The sequence below is a fragment of the Aeromonas sp. ZOR0002 genome, assembly GCF_963866995.1.
Taxonomy (GTDB): domain Bacteria; phylum Pseudomonadota; class Gammaproteobacteria; order Enterobacterales; family Aeromonadaceae; genus Aeromonas; species Aeromonas caviae.
Window position 1 is genome coordinate 1 of the sequence record NZ_CAWMFQ010000055.1, and the last position, 15,724, is coordinate 15,724.

The window sequence follows — 15,724 nt, forward strand, 5'->3', positions numbered from 1 at the left end:
GCTGGAGCAGCTGCGTATCCAGCCACAGGCGCTGCAACTGCTCGAGCGCCACGACTGGCCCGGCAACGTGCGGGAGCTGGAGCACGCCATCCACCGCGCCGCCGTGCTGGCCAGGGCCGAGCAGGGCAGCCCCTCGCCGACCCTGGAGCCCCACCACTTCAACCTGGGGCCGACGGGCTCATCCCTGCCCGCCGACACCGTCAGCCAGCCCGCCTCCCCGGCCATTGCCGGCCTCGGCCTTCGCGCCGCCACCGATCTGTTCCAGCGCCAGCTGATCGAGCAGACCCTGACGGTTCATGACGGCAACTGGGCTGCCACTGCCCGGGCACTGGATCTGGACGGCGGCAACCTGCACCGCCTCGCCAGGCGGCTCGGCCTCAAGGCCTGACGCCCCCAGATACGAGAGGGGCCCAAAAACAGAAACCCCCTCGCTGGCGAGGGGGTTTCTTGTTCATGGCACCCGTGGCGCCGTCAGCGCAGGGACTTGACCGAGCGGCGGACAATGAGCTCGGGCTGCACCGTCATGGACTCCACTTCCAGCTCCTTGTTGCGGATCCGGCTCACCAGTTGCTGCACCGCCAGCAGACCGAGCTCGGCCTTGGGGTGGCGGATGGTGGTGAGCGGCGGGCTGGAGAAGCGCGCCATCTCCACGTCGTCATAGCCGATCATGGAGATATCGTCCGGCACCTTGACCCCGGCCTCCCAGGCGGCGCAGATGGCACCGATGGCCATGGGATCGTCGAAGGCAAAGACCGCGGTCGGGCGAGGGGTGAGGGCCAGGATGCGCTGCATGGCATCGAAGCCGCTCTGGCTCTCGTAGTCCCCTTCGAAGATCTGCTCTTCTTTCAGGGTCATCCCCTGTTCAGCCAGGGCATCGCGCACCCCGTCCAGCCGCTGCTGGGTGGTCGGCTTGGCGAGATGGCCGGTGATGCAGACGATGTCGGTATGGCCCTGCTCCAGCAGATGGCGCACCGCCAGACGCGCGCCGATGCGGGCGTTGTCGTTGATCACGTTGGCGAAATCGCACTCGTTGCCCCAGTCCAGCACCACCTGCGGCACCTTCTTGTGGATGCGCAGCATGTCCCTGAACTGGGTGTCGATATCGGTCCCCAGCACCAGCAGACCGTCCACCCGCTTCTCCATCAGCATGCGCAGATAGTGCTGCTGGCGGGGCGGCTGGTTCTCGGTGTTGCACAGGATCAGGCTGTAACCCTGCTCGAAGCAGTAGGCTTCCACCCCCTGTACCACTTCCGCGAAGAAGGGGTTGGCACTGGTGGTCACCAGCATGCCGATGGTCTTGGTCGAATTGATCTTGAGACTGCGCGCCACCGAGTTGGGCGCGTAGTTCAGCTCTGCCACCGCCTCAAGCACTTTCTGGGTTGCGTCTTCGCTGACCCGACGGGTGTGATTGAGTACATGTGAGACGGTGGAGATGGATACGCCTGCGCGCGAGGCGACATCCTTGATAGTTGCCATCTCTGTCTCCTGAATAACAAAGGCGGAACAGTAGCAGATTTCCCGAATAAAGGCTTGGTTTTAACGGGCGCTGCCAGTGAATTATCAATGCTGGCTAATCTATGCGGTCATTTCTTTTTGCGCAAACGGATTTTGGTCAAAATGAGAGCGGACGCAGAATGAAATATCGTCAGTTTTTTACTCTGGAAATTGTCACCACGACAATTTGTTATCTGTATGTTGCATCAACTTGACGACATTAAACTCCGATAAATAGCAATAAACTGCGCGTTAGTTTCACAAAACCCCTCTTGCGCCTGCTCCGGTTAGTATCTTTAACATCTTGTTATTGCCCGGCGAGGAATGATAGAACCTTATCTATCGCCGGGCTGGCGGGACACAGGCTCGGAATGACGTGCATAAAATGAAACAATTCACTGATTAAGGGACGAATCAATGCATAACTTCAGCAAAATGGCAGTCAGAGCAGCGGTTTCTTTGGCTCTGTTTGGATCAGTTTCCATGGCCAATGCGGCCGATACCATCAAGATCGGCATCGCCGGCCCCCTGACCGGCCCGGTCGCCCAGTACGGTGACATGCAGTTCACTGGCGGCAAGATGGCGGTCGAGCAGATCAACAAGGCGGGCGGCATCAAGGGCAAGCAGATCGAAGCCGTCATCTATGACGATGCCTGCGATCCCAAGCAGGCCGTGGCCATCGCCAACAAGGTGATCAACGACGGCGTCAAGTTCGTGGTCGGCCACCTCTGCTCCGACAACACCCTGCCCGCCTCCGACATCTATGAAGATGAAGGGGTCCTGATGGTCACCCCCGCCTCCACCAACCCCAAGATCACCGAGCGCGGTTACCAGCTGACCCTGCGCACCATCGGTCTGGACAGCGACCAGGGCCCGACCGCCGCCAAGTACATCATCGAGCAGGTCAAACCCCAGCGCGTGGCCGTCATCCACGACAAGAAACAGTACGGTGAAGGCATCGCCTCCAGCGTGAAAGCCGCGCTGGACAAGGCCGGCGTCAAGGTCGTTGCCTATGAGGGCATCACCGCCGGCGACAAGGACTTCTCCGCCCTGATCGCCAAGCTGCAAAAAGAGAACGTCGACTTCGTCTACTACGGCGGCTACCACCCCGAGCTGGGTCTGATCCTGCGCCAGGCTGGCGAGAAGGGTCTGAAGGCCAAGTTCATGGGTCCGGAAGGCGTGGGCAACAAGGACATCTCCGCCATCGGCGGCCCGGCTTCCGAAGGCCTGCTGGTGACCCTGCCGAACAAATATGACCTGGTGCCGGCCAACGCCCCCATCGTAGAAGCGTTCAAGGCCAAGGGTCAGGACTCCTCCGGTCCGTTCGTCTGGACCACCTACGCCGCCATGCAGGCCCTGGCGGCCGGTATCGCCAAGGCGGGCGAGGATGATCCGGCTGCCGTCGCTGCCGCCATCAAGGCCGCACCGATCGACACCGTGATGGGCCCCCTGACCTGGGCACCGAACGGTGACCTGAAAGGCTTCGAATTCGGTGTGTTCCAGTGGCACGCCGACGGTACCTCCACTCAACTCAAATAATCTGCCGGTCGGGGTGACGTGAGTCACCCCTCCTTTCTTTGCGGGCAAGTACACAGGGAACGCGGTATGTCCGAACACCTTCTTTATCTGGTTCAGCAGTTGCTGAACGGATTGACCATAGGCAGCACCTATGCGTTGATCGCCATCGGCTACACCATGGTCTACGGCATCATCGGCATGATCAACTTCGCCCACGGCGAGGTCTACATGATCGGCTCCTATGTCGCCTTCATGGTGATGGCCGGGCTCATGATGATGGGCATCGACAGCACCGTGCTGCTGCTGGGGGGCGCCTTCCTGGTCAGCATCATCATCACCGGCAGCTATGGCTGGTCCATAGAACGGGTGGCCTATCGTCCACTGCGGGGCGGCAACCGCCTGATCCCCCTCATCTCCGCCATCGGCATGTCGATCTTCCTGCAGAACATGATGCGGATGGCCCAGGGCTCGCGTGACATCGCCATGCCCACTCTGATCTCCGGGGGCTGGACCCTCGGCGGCGAGGATGGCTTCCAGGCCAGCCTCTCCTACATGCAACTCATCATCTTCGTGGTGACCTTCGTCACCATGCTGGCGCTGACCCAGTTCATCGGCCGCTCCCGCATGGGGCGTGCCTGCCGTGCCTGTTCCGAAGACATCAAGATGGCCAACCTGTTAGGGATAGACACTCATGTGGTCATCTCCATCACCTTCGTGCTGGGGGCCGCCCTGGCCGCCGTCGCGGGGGTGCTGCTCGGCATGTACTACGGTGTCATCAACCCCTATCTCGGCTTCATGGCGGGCTTGAAGGCCTTCACCGCCGCGGTATTGGGCGGCATCGGCAGCATTCCCGGTGCCGTACTGGGCGGCCTGCTGCTCGGCGTGGTGGAAGCGCTCACCGCGGGCTATCTCAGCACCGAGTACAAGGATGTGATGGCCTTTGCCCTGCTCATCTTCGTGTTGCTCTTCATGCCCACCGGCATCCTGGGTCGTCCGGAGGTCGAGAAGGTATGAAAAACCAATCTATGCATGCCCTCGTGCTGCTGTTCATGACCATCACTGGCATTCTCGGCCGTCCGGAAGTGGAGAAAGTCTGATGAAACGTCAATTTATCCATGCCTGCATCGCCAGCCTGGTGCTGCTGGTGCTCTCCTTCTGGCTGCTCGGCTTCAAGCTGGAGACCGATGGCTCCCGCCTGCTGGTGGTGAGCCGCCTCGATGTGTCGCTGGCCTGGCTGCTGGGGGGCGCCACCATCGTCTTCTGGTTCCAGATGCTGCGCGGCCAGATAAGCCGTCTGTTCCAGGCCTCCATCAGCGGCTTCTCCGTCGGTTTCACCAAGCTGGTGCTGCCAAGCCCCGAAGAGGCCCCCAAGCTCTATAACCTCACCGCCGTGCTGGTGCTGCTGTTTGCGGTGAGCTGGCCCTTCATGGCCTCTCGCGGCGCCATCGATCTGGCCACCCTCACCCTGATTTACATCATGCTGGGGCTGGGACTGAACGTGGTGGTGGGCCTCGCCGGTCTGCTCGACCTCGGCTATGTCGGCTTCTATGCGGTCGGCGCCTACAGCTACGCCCTGCTCAACACCTACTTCGGTCTGAGCTTCTGGGAGTGTCTGCCCATCGCCGGTCTGCTGGCGGCCACCTTCGGCTTCCTGCTCGGGTTCCCGGTGCTGCGGCTGCGGGGGGACTACCTGGCCATCGTCACCCTGGGCTTTGGCGAGATCATCCGCATCCTGCTCAACAACATGACCACCCTGACCGGCGGTCCGAACGGGATCTCCGGCATTCCGAAACCGACTCTGGGGGGGCTCGAGTTCAACCGCACCGTCAAGGATGGGGGCTTTGGCACCTTCCACGACTTCTTCGGCATCGCCTACAACGCCAACCACAAGGTGATCTTCCTCTACCTGATGGCCCTGGTGCTGGTAGTGGCGACCCTGTTCGTCATCAACCGCCTGCTGCGCATGCCGCTCGGCCGTGCCTGGGAGGCGCTGCGGGAAGACGAGATCGCCTGCAAGTCCCTGGGGCTCAACCCCACCATCATCAAGCTGACCGCCTTCACCATAGGCGCCTGCTTCGCGGGCTTTGCCGGTAGCTTCTTCGCCTCGCGCCAGGGCTTCATCAGCCCGGAATCCTTCGTCTTCATCGAGTCGGCCATCGTCCTTGCGATTGTGGTGCTGGGGGGCATGGGATCCCAGATCGGGGTGGTGCTGGCGGCCATCGTGATGACGGTGCTGCCGGAGCTCGCCCGCGAGTTCAACGAATATCGCATGCTGATGTTCGGTCTCTTGATGGTATTCATGATGATCTGGCGGCCGCAGGGACTGCTGCCCATGAGTCGACCCCATATGGAGCTGCGTAAATGAGCAACAATCAACCATTGTTGGATGTCTCAGATCTGTCGATGCGCTTTGGCGGCCTGCTCGCGGTCAACGGCGTCAAGCTGGATGTGGAAAAGGGGGAGGTGATCTCCATCATCGGCCCCAACGGGGCGGGCAAGACCACCATCTTCAACTGCCTGACCGGCTTCTATCGCCCGAGTGGCGGTGTCATTCGCTACAAGGGTGAGGAGATCCAGGGGTTGCCCGGCCACCTCATCGCCCGCAAGGGCATTGTGCGGACTTTCCAGCACGTGCGCCTGTTCAAGGAGATGACAGCGGTGGAAAACCTGCTGGTGGCCCAGCACAGGCATCTCAATACCGGCTTCATCGCCGGCCTGTTCAAGACCCCCTCCTTCCGCCGTGCCGAGAAAGAGGGGCTGGAGCAGTCCGCCTTCTGGCTGGAAAAGGTGGGCCTCAAGGATCTCGCCAACCGCGCCGCGGGCAACCTGGCTTACGGCCAGCAGCGCCGGCTCGAGATCGCCCGCTGCATGGCGACCCGGCCCGAACTGCTGATGCTGGATGAACCGGCCGCAGGCCTCAACCCCAAGGAGACCGATGAGCTCAACGAGCTCATCTCCAACTTGCGGGACGAGTTCGGGGTCTCGGTGCTGCTGATCGAGCACGACATGAAGCTGGTGATGGAGATCTCCAACCGCATCTTCGTGGTCAACCAGGGCACCCCGCTGGCCCACGGCAAACCGGACGAAATCCGCAGCAATCCGGCGGTGATCAAGGCCTATCTGGGCGAGTCGTAAGGACAAAAAGATGTTAGAACTTCGCAACGTATCGACCCACTACGGCAAAATTCAGGCGCTGCACGACGTCAGCGTCGAGGTGAAAGAGGGGGAAATCGTCACCCTGATCGGCGCCAACGGCGCCGGCAAGACCACTCTGCTGATGACCCTGTGTGGCGAGCCCAAGCCCAGCAGCGGCTCCATCTGGTTCGAGGGGGAGCAGATAGACTCCCTCACCACCGCCCGCATCATGCGCAAGGACATCGCCGTGGTGCCGGAGGGGCGCCGCATCTTCGCCCGCCTCACGGTGGAAGAGAACCTGCTGATGGGGGCCTTCTTCATCGACAAGGCGGAGCAGCGCGGCCTGCTGGATCAGATTTTTACCCTGTTCCCGCGGCTGCACGAGCGGCTGGAGCAGCGGGCAGGCACCATGTCCGGCGGCGAGCAGCAGATGCTGGCCATCGGCCGCGCCCTGATGAGCAAGCCGCGCCTGCTGCTGCTGGATGAACCCTCCCTGGGACTCGCGCCCATCGTCATCCAGCAGATCTTCGACACCATAGAGCAACTGCGCCAGAAGGGGATGACCATCTTCCTGGTGGAGCAGAACGCGAACCAGGCGCTCAAGCTGGCGGATCGCGGCTATGTGCTGGAGAACGGCCGGGTGGTGCTGCAAGACACGGGAGAGGCCCTGTTGGCCAACCCCGCCGTCCGCCAGGCCTATCTCGGCGGCTGAGGATGCAGCAACCATCGTCACCCTTCCCCTGCCGCGCTCTCCGAGCCCGGCAGGGGAACAGCCCCCCGCCAAGGAGCACATCGTGAGCCGTGCGCGGGCGACGCAGGATCAGCACCACTTCTGGCACGATCCCGCCCTGCCCTTCATCGAGGCGAGGGCGGTGCAGGATGGCCGGCGCGTCTGCTATGACAAGCACAGCCACCCCCACTTCTCCATCGGCGCCATCACCGGCGGCCACAGCCACTACCTCAACCAGCGCAGCCTGCAAGAGGTCGGCCGCGGCAGCCTGGTGCTGATGAACCCGGAAGAGGTGCACGCCTGCAATCCCGTCGCGGACCAGCCCTGGTCCTATCTGATGTTCTACATCGACAACCTCTGGTTGCAGCGCCAGCAGGAGGAGGCCGGGCTCGGCAACGCGTTTCGCCCCTTCGACATGACCGCAAGCCGGGATCCCCTGCTCTACCAGGGGCTCTGCCGGCTTCATCGGCAACTGGTGGAGGAGCCGGATCCCCTGGCTCGCGAAGTGGCCTGCCACCTCTTCAGCCGCCAGCTTCTGGCCAGACTCACCCCGGCCAAGTGGGATGACCGCCCTCCCCAGCACCTGCAGCGAGCCGCCGAGCTGATGCAAGACGAGAGTGCCTGCGCCCTCACCCTGGCGCAGCTGAGTGCGGTGGCCGGGCTTACCCCTTCCCACTTCGTGCGCGCCTTCAGCCGCCACTACGGCATGACGCCCCACGCCTACCTGCTCGATCAGCGCATTCGCCACGCCCGCACCCTGCTGCGCCAGGGGCAGCCCCTGGCGGAAGTGGCCCTTGCCAGCGGTTTTGCCGATCAGGCCCACTTCCAGCGCCAGTTCAAACGCCGGGTGGCCGCCACCCCGGGCCAGTACAGAGCGCAGCTCGCCCCTCAGGACGAGCGCACCAGATAGGCGGCGCTGAGCAGCAGCAAGAGCGCCATGGCCCGATTGAACCAGCGCAATCGGCGAGGAGAGACCAGCCACCCCTGCAATCGGCTGCCCGCATAGGCCCAGCAGGCGATGGAGCCGAGGCAGATCACCAGATAGATGCCGGTAAAGAGGGCGATCTGGCTCATGCCGCCCGCGATCCCATAGGCTCCCATCCCCATGCTGGCGGCGAGCCAGGCCTTGGGATTGAGCCACTGCATCAAGGCCCCGTACCAGAAGGCGGGGGGCACGCCCTCCACTTCCTCCACCTCGCCGCTGTCCACCAGCAACTGCCAGGCCATCCAGCCGAGAAAGAGCACGCCGCCCCAGTGAATGGCCCCCAGCGCCACAGGCCAGCGGGACAGAGCGCCGCCAAGACCCAGTCCCATCAGCAGGAGCAGCAGGATGAAGCCGAGGGTGGCCCCCACCACGTGGCGCAGGCTGGCCGTGAAACCGTACCGGGCGCCGGTGCCAAGGGCGACCAGATTGACCGGCCCCGGGGAGATGGACATGGCCAGGGCAAACCCGGCCATGGATAACAGCAGACTGAATTCCATGGATGATGCTCGTTCAATTGAGGGAAGCCCGAGCCTACCCTGCCCGGGCGGCCCGATATTGAAGAAAATTGCGATCCCCTGGATGCCGTCCCCATTGCACACTTAGCGCAAACCGCCGCTTGCGGTAAACTGCCCTTCAACCCTCCATTTTCAGGACATCTCAATGGACCAGTTTGCCCATATCAGCGCCCATGATGCCCACCAGAAGCTGAGCGCAGGCGAAGCCCGTCTCGTGGACATTCGCGATCCCCAATCCTTCGAGACGGCCCACGCGGTCGGCGCCTTCCACCTCACCAACGGCACCCTGGTTCGCTTTATGAACGAGGTGGACTTCGATACCCCTGTCATCGTGATGTGCTATCACGGCAACAGCAGCCAGGGGGCGGCCCAGTACCTGCTGCAACAGGGCTATGACGAGGTCTATAGCCTGGATGGCGGTTTCGAGGCCTGGCGCAGGGAGTTCCCCATCCAGGCGGGGGACGCATGACAGAGGCGGGTCGCTCCTCCTCGACCGGCATGATCCAGCTGCTGGTGCTGGGCGACGCCCGCATGGCCCAGGCGCTGGTGGATTATCTCGCTACCCTGGGCATTTCGTGCGAGCTGACCCAGTCCGAGCTCGGCGTCTCAGTCTGGCTGGCAGACGAACGGCGCCTCGCCCAGGCCCAGCAGGAGGTCAAACGCTTCCTGAGCGAACCCAATCATCCCCGCTACATGGAGGCCTCCTGGCAATCCGGCCATGCCGATGCCCGGATCGACTACAGCAAGGGGATGACGGATCCGGTCACCGACTTCCTCCACCAGGCGGGCCCTCTGACCCTGGTGGTCATCATCGCCTGCCTGGCCATCTACGCTCTGGATGCCATCGGCCTGCCCATCTTCGACGAGCTCGCCTTCCACCCCACCCTGGCCCAGTTCACCGACTGGCAGGCCTGGCGCTACGTCACTCCGGCCTTCATCCACTTCTCGGTGCTGCACCTGGTGTTCAACCTGTTGTGGTGGTGGTATCTCGGTGGCCAGATAGAGCAGCGCCTCGGCAGCGGCAAGCTGTTCATCCTGCTCATCGTCGGGGCTGCCCTGCCCAATATCGCCGAGTTCTTTGCCAGCGGCCCGCGCTTTGGCGGCCTCTCCGGGGTGGTCTATGCCCTGCTCGGCTACAGCTGGCTGCGAACCAGGCTTCAACCGGATTGCGGCCTCGCCATGCCGCCAGCCCTGATGGGCTTCATGCTGGTCTGGCTGGTGCTCGGCTTCCTGGACATGCTCGGTACCCCCACCGCCAACATGGCCCATTTGGTCGGCCTGCTGGTCGGCCTTGCCCAGGGCTGGCTGGACAGGCACCACAGGCCAGCCTGAGCCGATTTGCCATAAAAAAACGCCGCCCCTTGGGGCGGCGTTTTTATTGGTCGGCCGGCTTACTGCTTGAGCAGGCTGCCATCGGTCACCTTGACCGCGGTACCGTCGCTTGCGAAGAAGCTGCCGAACTGGGTCTGCATCTCGGTGGTGACGGCGCCGGTCGGATCGAAGTTCTCGTCCGGTGCCAGCAGCGAGCTGTGACCCCCGGCCACGAAGCGGGCCGCTCTGTGGTTGGCGGCGCCGGTGGCGGTCAGCGGTTGCAGGGCCAGGACCTTGAACAGCGGCTCGGTGCCACCCAGCGGGGCGGTGGCGATACTGTTCGGGATCACTCGATCCGACAGGCTCAGGGCGCCGTCGCCGACGATTTCGGTGGCAAACAGCGGGAAGTCCGCCGCGATGCCGCTCCCCAGGTTGATGGGGTCTGCCGAATCCAGCACCGACTGCGCCGCAAAGCTGTAGCTCTGCAAGGTACTGGCCGCCGTGGCCTGGGTGGCCGCATCCTGGCTCGGCAGGAATTCGTTGACGAAGCAGGTCGGTACTGCCGTCTTGCAGTTCGGGGCGTAGGCGGTAAAAGCTGCCTTCAGGGCCGCACTGCCAGCGGTCAGCACGCTCATCTGGATGGTCGGACCGAAGGTCGGCGAGTTCAGCAACAGCGGCGCTATGCCGCCACCCGGCATGGCCAGGCCGCCAGTGTCGAACTTGAACAGGGCGTCTGCCGTCGGGTTGCCAACAGACTGGTTGGCCACCGCCAGCAGGTTGGCCCCCGCGATGGCGCCCAGAGAGTGACCCAGGAAGTGTACCTTGAGGCTGCCTGCTGTGCCGATGGCGCCCTTGGCATTGGCCAGCCCCACTGCCAGACGCAGGCCCAGCAGATCCGCCACGCTCTGTTTCAGGTTGTCGCGGGCCACGGTCAGGTAGCTCAGGTTCAGGTAGGGGGTCGGGTTGTCGGAGGTGGTCACCGAGTCCATGCTGCCGGTCAGGGCGAAGCCGCGTTCACCGTGCAACGGATGATCGATCACCACCACGGCCACGTTCTTGCTCGCCTGGGCACCGGCACCAATCTGGCCAAGGGCCAGGGCATAAGCGTTCTCCTTCACCGAGGTGACGCCGTGCTGATAGATGATCACGTCGGTGATGTTCGCCAGCGGTGCGGCGGCGAAGATCCGCATCGGGACGGACTGCACCTCTTCCAGTGCCGGCAGCGGGTTGAAGCGCCCGATATTCATCTCGGGATCCAGCGCCTTGCCGCCGGAGGTGAGGGTCACCCCGATCAGCTTGCTCGCCTCCGCCAGCAGCTCGGCCTGACGGCTCGGATCGGCGATGAGTTCGCCCAGCAGGGCCGGATCCACACCCGCCCCCACCAGGCCGCCGATCACTTCGGCATCCTGGGCCTTCAGGGCGTTCGCGATGGCGTAGAGGCTGGGGATGGCACCGTGCCAGGACTGGGTCTTCGCCTTGTCCCAGGAGCCGGCGGTGGCCGGGGAGGAGAGGAAGTAGGGCAGCTTGACGGTACCGCTGTAGACGGTGGTACCCAAGGCCAGATTGTGGAGTGGAGTGCCGTCACCAAAAGCGGCGGCAATCGCATCCTTCTGCTCCTGGGGCAGGAAGTTCTCGGCGTCCAGCTGGGTCAGGAAGGGGCTGCCGCCGCTCACCGACAGGGTATAGGTGCCAGGCAGGCTGGTATTGCCCAGGGCGTCCTGCTTCCACAGAGCGGCGGCGTCCAGGGTCGGGCTCTTGAGCACGGATGCGGCCGCCCCTTTCACCGCCACCAGCACGTCGGCGCCGGACTGGGTACCGAACCAGTCGGAGAAGATCACGTGGTCGCTGGTGATACCGGTGGCAGCCTTGAACAGCCCTTCCTGCAGCGCAATCAGGCCGCTGATGGTCTGCTCCTGGGCGTTGCTGCCGGTGCTGGTCTTGTAGTTGCTGTAGTCGCTACCCGGTCGCAGGGGGGCACCCGTGCTGTCTTTGAGGGTATCGGTCGCCACTATCATGTAGTAGGAAGAGGGGTTGAGCGGCTTGAGCGGCACCAGATTCAGCTTGCCGGTCGTCTCGGCCACCACGAAGTCCACCCCGTAGGTCAGCACCTTTTTCACGCCGCTCGGACGCAGGGCCGCACTGTCAAACTCCAGCTCCATCAGGTAGAGGGGTGCCACGGAGGCTGCGAATTCAGCAGCGGCCGGCGCCTTGACCTGGATGCCGGAGGCCGTCACCGGCACTATCTGGATCGCCTGGGTAGTCGACCAGCCATCCAGGGTGGAGAGGGCGGACACCGGGTTGGAGAGATCCGCCGTTTCCGTAGAGAATTTCAGGGTACCGTCGGTCGCACGGGCTGCCAGGGCGCTGGGTCGGACTGCATTGGAGCCGCTCAGCAGATAATCGAGATAGCTTGAGGTATCGCCTGTGTTGTCGTCACTGCCACCACAACCGCTCAGCAGCGCACTGACGACGGCCGCGTAAATTAGCTTTTTCTTCATATCCTTATCTCTTTTATGTTGTTATCCATGATGAGCCTGACGGGGTAGGGTTCAAACCCGACCGAATCATATTAACAGCAACGCAACAATTAATAAGCCTCTGGTCAGTCATCTGATCTGATTTTTTTGTGTACACCATCAAGGAATTGGAATTGATTCCCGGTGTCACAGGGTAGCAGCCAGGGTGCATCAACCAGACCCGACCAGAGCCCGATGGGATCCATGGCGCAAAAAGCCGCCCCGATCTCGGCAAAGGGGACGATTTGTCGGTAGAATGGCGCCATTGCTTAAGGAGACCCCCATGATCGACCCGAAAAAACTGGAAGAGATCGCCAAACAGATACACAACGCCCTGCCCCCCGGCATTCGCAGCATGGGTGAAGAGGTGGAGAAAAAGACCCGTCAGGTCTTGCAGGCTCAGCTCAACAAGCTGGATCTGGTGAGCCGCGAGGAGTTCGACGTGCAGACCAAGGTGCTGCTGCGCACCCGGGAGAAGCTGACCGCCCTCGAGGCCAAGCTGGCCCAGCTCGAGCAGCAGCTCGCCGCCAAGGGCGAATGATCCGGCGTGACCCGCCGTAGATAGCACAAACCCCAGCCAGGCTGGGGTTTGTCGTTTTTATGGGGACAACGAGTTTCTCATCCCCCCTTCTCTCGCAAGACGATAAGGGGGCAGATCGACGCTCTGCGGTTGGCCGTGGTCAGATGAACTCGTAGGCATCGCCGAAGATGCGCTCGGGCTCGGCGCCCAGCACCTTGAACTCTTCCCGCGCTGCACCGGCCATCTCGAAGCGGCCCGCCACATAGATGTCGTAGTCATGCAGGCTGACGAAGTCATCCATGATGGCCTTGTGCACCAGCCCGGTCCTGCCGGTCCAGTCGCTCTCGGGCTCCTGCACCACGGGAATGAAGGTCAGCGGCGCGTAGTCGCGCTCCCACTGCTGCATCTGCTCCAGCTCGTAGAGCCAGTGCGCCTGGCGTACCCCCCAGTAGAGGAACACCGGACGCTTGCTGCCGCTGCCGATCAGGTATTCCAGGATGGCGCGGGCATAGGAGAAGCCGGTGCCGCCCGCCATCAGGATCAGCGGTCGGGGGGATTCGTCGCGCAGGAACGCCTTGCCGGCGGCCAGCTCGACCTCGATCTCTCCCTGCTCGCGCATGCGGGCCAGCACCTGACCGGCATAGGCATTCTCGGGAGTGGCACCGATCTGCAGCTCCAGCACGCCGGAGCGGGTCGGCGAGTTGGCGATGGAGAAGGGGCGCTTGTCCGAATCGCTCATCACCACCAGCAGATACTGGCCCGGCTTGAAGCTCACCTCCTGCTGCGGCGCCAGCGCCACGTGCCAGATGGTGTCGACATATTCGCGCAGTTCCTCTACGCGGCACTTGATACGTTGCATTCTTGTCCTTGTGAGGGGCCTGCCCGGCCCGCTTCGCTCATGGTTTCACTGTTTTTATGGCGACCAGTTGGTGGTCAGGTCCGTCGAGCATACCCAATTCGGCACGGCAATACCGCACTTTTGCATCACAATGGCCGCACCGCATCGGGGATCCCTCAGTCGAGGATCTTCAGCTCGTCCCAGATGGCATCGATCTTCTGCTTTACCACCTCGTCCTGGACGATGGGCTGCCCCCACTCCCGGTTGCTCTCCCCCGGCCACTTGTTGGTGGCATCCAGCCCCATCTTGGAGCCGAGCCCGGAGACCGGCGAGGCGAAGTCCAGGTAGTCGATGGGGGTGTGCTCGATCAGGGTGGTGTCCCTGGCCGGATCCATCCGGGTGGTGATGGCCCAGATCACGTCCTTCCAGTCCCGGGCGTTGATGTCGTCATCGCAGACGATCACGAACTTGGTGTACATGAACTGGCGCAGGAAGGACCAGACCCCCAGCATCACCCGCTTGGCGTGGCCAGGGTAACGCTTCTTGATGGTCACCACCGCCATCCGGTAGGAGCACCCCTCCGGCGGCAGGTAGAAATCCACGATCTCGGGGAACTGCTTCTGCAACAGCGGCACGAACACCTCGTTGAGCGCCACCCCGAGCACCGCCGGCTCATCGGGCGGACGGCCGGTGTAGGTGCTGTGGTAGATGGCATCCCGGCGCATGGTCATGTGGGTGATGGTGAAGACCGGGAACTCGTCCACTTCGTTGTAGTAGCCGGTGTGATCGCCGTAAGGCCCTTCGGGGGCCATCTCCCCCGGCTCCAGATAGCCTTCCAGCACGATCTCGGCGCTGGCGGGTACTTCCAGATCGCAGCTCAGCGCCTTCACCACCTCGGTACGGCTGCCCCGCAGCAGACCGGCAAAGGCGTATTCGGAGAGGCTGTCCGGCACCGGCGTCACCGCGCCCAGGATGGTCGCCGGATCGGCGCCCAGCGCCACCGCCACCGGGAAGCGTTCGCCCGGGTGGGCCTCCTGCCACTCGCGAAAATCGATGGCGCCGCCCCGATGATCCAGCCAGCGCATGATCAGCTTGTTCTTGCCGATCTTCTGCTGGCGATAGATGCCAAGGTTCTGCCGCTTCTTGTAGGGACCGCGGGTGATGGTCAGACCCCAGGTGACCAGGGGCGCCACATCCCCGGGCCAGCAGTGCTGGATGGGGATCTGATCCAGATCCACCGCGTCCCCTTCCAGCACCACCTGCTGACAGGGGGCCGAAGAGAGCCGCTTGGTCGGCATGTTGAGCACCTGCTTGAAGATGGGCAGCTTCTCCATCAGCTCCTTGAGCCCGCGAGGCGGCTCCGGCTCTTTCAGATAGGAGAGCCAGGTCCCCACCTGGCGCAGGGCGCTGACGTTGGGCTGGCCCATGCCCATGGCAACCCGGTCCGGCGTGCCGAACAGGTTGGTCAACACCGGCATGGTGTAGCCTTTGGGATTCTCAAACAGCAGGGCAGGCCCCCCCGCACGCAGGGTACGGTCGCTGATCTCGGTCATCTCCAGATAGGGGTCTATCTCGCGACTGATGCGCCTGAGCTGTCCGTTTTGTTCCAACTGCGCGATAAAATCACGCAAGTCCTTGTATTTCATGCAAGTACCCCAGCGGGATCAGGTGGTCCCGCATTATAACCCTGGCGGCGTATCCGGTGTACCCGTATCGGACCTCATGACGGACGAGGCGTGTCGCCGCTCCTGAAGCGTCAGCCGGTTTGCCAATTGACCCAGGAGCCTGGGCTCGTCCATCTGCAACAACAGGCCGGCCACCAGCCCGCCATACTGGTGCTTGCCGAGTTCGGCCAGGAGGAACTGCTGGGCCCCGTCCGGCAAGGGGGAGAGGCGGCTGAGCTGGTGCAGGGCGGGGACCATCAGGCGGCTGTTCTGGCTGGCGGCGATCAGCAGATCGCTCGCCTCCTGCCCTGAATAAAAGCGGGAAATGGTGTGCAGTGCAGTCAGGCTATCGTGATCCACTGGCTGTCGCCACAGCTTGAGGTAGAGTGCCGTCTCCCCGGTCTGTTCGATGAAGTGCAGCAGCAACTGGTTGTCCGGCAGGAAGAGATTGAGGGCGGCAAGCCGCTGCGCCTCCCGACGCAGCACGGATACCGGCTG

General features: G+C 63.1%; 14 protein-coding genes and 2 pseudogenes. 10 read left to right on the plus strand and 6 right to left on the minus strand.

What is annotated here, in order from left to right; translation table 11 throughout:
- Positions 1-388 (plus strand): annotated as a pseudogene (locus AACR77_RS03755) (nitric oxide reductase transcriptional regulator NorR); the annotation flags it as partial.
- Positions 389-471: 83 nt separating this feature from the next.
- On the opposite strand, the gene AACR77_RS03760 reads toward AACR77_RS03755, so the two are convergent.
- Positions 472-1,476 (minus strand): substrate-binding domain-containing protein, encoded by a 1,005-nt coding sequence (locus tag AACR77_RS03760; protein ID WP_041212034.1) that lies wholly within the window; start codon positions 1,474-1,476, stop codon positions 472-474.
- Positions 1,477-1,911: 435 nt separating this feature from the next.
- Between AACR77_RS03760 and AACR77_RS03765 the strand changes: the two genes are divergently transcribed.
- The 6 genes from AACR77_RS03765 (at position 1,912) to AACR77_RS03790 (ending at position 7,787) form a co-directional block, all read left to right on the plus strand.
- Positions 1,912-3,033, plus strand: a complete 1,122-nt coding sequence (locus AACR77_RS03765; RefSeq protein WP_039041003.1) for a branched-chain amino acid ABC transporter substrate-binding protein — start codon at positions 1,912-1,914, stop codon at positions 3,031-3,033.
- A 66-nt stretch (positions 3,034-3,099) separates the two neighbouring features.
- The gene (gene livH, locus AACR77_RS03770; protein WP_010672383.1) at positions 3,100-4,026 is read left to right on the plus strand and encodes a high-affinity branched-chain amino acid ABC transporter permease LivH; all 927 of its coding nucleotides are present in this window, start codon (positions 3,100-3,102) and stop codon (positions 4,024-4,026) included.
- 82 nt (positions 4,027-4,108) lie between these two features.
- Positions 4,109-5,377, plus strand: a complete 1,269-nt coding sequence (locus AACR77_RS03775) for a high-affinity branched-chain amino acid ABC transporter permease LivM (RefSeq protein WP_039041002.1) — start codon at positions 4,109-4,111, stop codon at positions 5,375-5,377.
- Entirely contained in the window at positions 5,374-6,147 is a 774-nt protein-coding gene (livG, locus tag AACR77_RS03780; RefSeq protein ID WP_010672381.1) for a high-affinity branched-chain amino acid ABC transporter ATP-binding protein LivG, read from the plus strand. Before AACR77_RS03775 ends, livG begins: the two co-directional genes overlap by 4 nt.
- Before the next feature lie 10 nt (positions 6,148-6,157).
- Positions 6,158-6,859, plus strand: a complete 702-nt coding sequence (locus AACR77_RS03785) for an ABC transporter ATP-binding protein (RefSeq protein ID WP_042879838.1) — start codon at positions 6,158-6,160, stop codon at positions 6,857-6,859.
- 82 nt (positions 6,860-6,941) lie between these two features.
- Entirely contained in the window at positions 6,942-7,787 is an 846-nt protein-coding gene (locus AACR77_RS03790; protein WP_041214153.1) for an AraC family transcriptional regulator, read from the plus strand.
- On the opposite strand, the gene AACR77_RS03795 is transcribed toward AACR77_RS03790, so the two are convergent.
- Entirely contained in the window at positions 7,766-8,359 is a 594-nt protein-coding gene (locus AACR77_RS03795; RefSeq protein ID WP_010672378.1) for a LysE family translocator, read from the minus strand. The two genes, AACR77_RS03790 and AACR77_RS03795, sit on opposite strands and share 22 nt — an antisense overlap.
- Positions 8,360-8,522: 163 nt before the next feature.
- On the opposite strand from AACR77_RS03795, the gene glpE reads away from it, so the two are divergent.
- A complete protein-coding gene (gene glpE, locus AACR77_RS03800) occupies positions 8,523-8,846 on the plus strand; it encodes a thiosulfate sulfurtransferase GlpE (RefSeq protein WP_005307320.1) in 324 nt (107 codons plus the stop codon).
- 29 nt (positions 8,847-8,875) lie between these two features.
- A complete protein-coding gene (glpG, locus tag AACR77_RS03805) occupies positions 8,876-9,709 on the plus strand; it encodes a rhomboid family intramembrane serine protease GlpG (protein ID WP_042879844.1) in 834 nt (277 codons plus the stop codon).
- Between the two features lie 59 nt (positions 9,710-9,768).
- On the opposite strand, the gene AACR77_RS03810 is transcribed toward glpG, so the two are convergent.
- Entirely contained in the window at positions 9,769-12,186 is a 2,418-nt protein-coding gene (locus AACR77_RS03810) for a VolA/Pla-1 family phospholipase (protein ID WP_042879840.1), read from the minus strand.
- 301 nt (positions 12,187-12,487) lie between these two features.
- Between AACR77_RS03810 and ubiK the strand changes: the two genes are divergently transcribed.
- Positions 12,488-12,745 (plus strand): ubiquinone biosynthesis accessory factor UbiK, encoded by a 258-nt coding sequence (gene ubiK, locus AACR77_RS03815; protein ID WP_010672374.1) that lies wholly within the window; start codon positions 12,488-12,490, stop codon positions 12,743-12,745.
- A 139-nt stretch (positions 12,746-12,884) separates the two neighbouring features.
- Here the strand turns inward: ubiK and fre are convergent, their stop codons facing one another.
- From fre to AACR77_RS03830, 3 genes and pseudogenes are all read right to left on the minus strand, one after another.
- Positions 12,885-13,583 (minus strand): NAD(P)H-flavin reductase, encoded by a 699-nt coding sequence (gene fre / locus AACR77_RS03820; protein WP_010672373.1) that lies wholly within the window; start codon positions 13,581-13,583, stop codon positions 12,885-12,887.
- A gap of 155 nt (positions 13,584-13,738) precedes the next feature.
- A complete protein-coding gene (ubiD, locus tag AACR77_RS03825; protein ID WP_042879842.1) occupies positions 13,739-15,208 on the minus strand; it encodes a 4-hydroxy-3-polyprenylbenzoate decarboxylase in 1,470 nt (489 codons plus the stop codon).
- Between the two features lie 33 nt (positions 15,209-15,241).
- Positions 15,242-15,724 (minus strand): annotated as a pseudogene (locus tag AACR77_RS03830) (hypothetical protein); the annotation flags it as partial.

Bases quoted from the DNA above. Each gene is read 5' to 3' on its own strand.
- AACR77_RS03760 (WP_041212034.1), bottom strand. From the start codon at position 1,476: ATGGCAACTATCAAGGATGTCGCCTCGCGCGCAGGCGTATCCATCTCC.
- AACR77_RS03765 (WP_039041003.1), top strand. From the start codon at position 1,912: ATGCATAACTTCAGCAAAATGGCAGTCAGAGCAGCGGTTTCTTTGGCT.
- livH (WP_010672383.1), top strand. From the start codon at position 3,100: ATGTCCGAACACCTTCTTTATCTGGTTCAGCAGTTGCTGAACGGATTG.
- AACR77_RS03775 (WP_039041002.1), top strand. From the start codon at position 4,109: ATGAAACGTCAATTTATCCATGCCTGCATCGCCAGCCTGGTGCTGCTG.
- livG (WP_010672381.1), top strand. From the start codon at position 5,374: ATGAGCAACAATCAACCATTGTTGGATGTCTCAGATCTGTCGATGCGC.
- AACR77_RS03785 (WP_042879838.1), top strand. From the start codon at position 6,158: ATGTTAGAACTTCGCAACGTATCGACCCACTACGGCAAAATTCAGGCG.
- AACR77_RS03795 (WP_010672378.1), bottom strand. From the start codon at position 8,359: ATGGAATTCAGTCTGCTGTTATCCATGGCCGGGTTTGCCCTGGCCATG.
- glpE (WP_005307320.1), top strand. From the start codon at position 8,523: ATGGACCAGTTTGCCCATATCAGCGCCCATGATGCCCACCAGAAGCTG.
- glpG (WP_042879844.1), top strand. From the start codon at position 8,876: ATGATCCAGCTGCTGGTGCTGGGCGACGCCCGCATGGCCCAGGCGCTG.
- AACR77_RS03810 (WP_042879840.1), bottom strand. From the start codon at position 12,186: ATGAAGAAAAAGCTAATTTACGCGGCCGTCGTCAGTGCGCTGCTGAGC.
- ubiK (WP_010672374.1), top strand. From the start codon at position 12,488: ATGATCGACCCGAAAAAACTGGAAGAGATCGCCAAACAGATACACAAC.
- fre (WP_010672373.1), bottom strand. From the start codon at position 13,583: ATGCAACGTATCAAGTGCCGCGTAGAGGAACTGCGCGAATATGTCGAC.
- ubiD (WP_042879842.1), bottom strand. From the start codon at position 15,208: ATGAAATACAAGGACTTGCGTGATTTTATCGCGCAGTTGGAACAAAAC.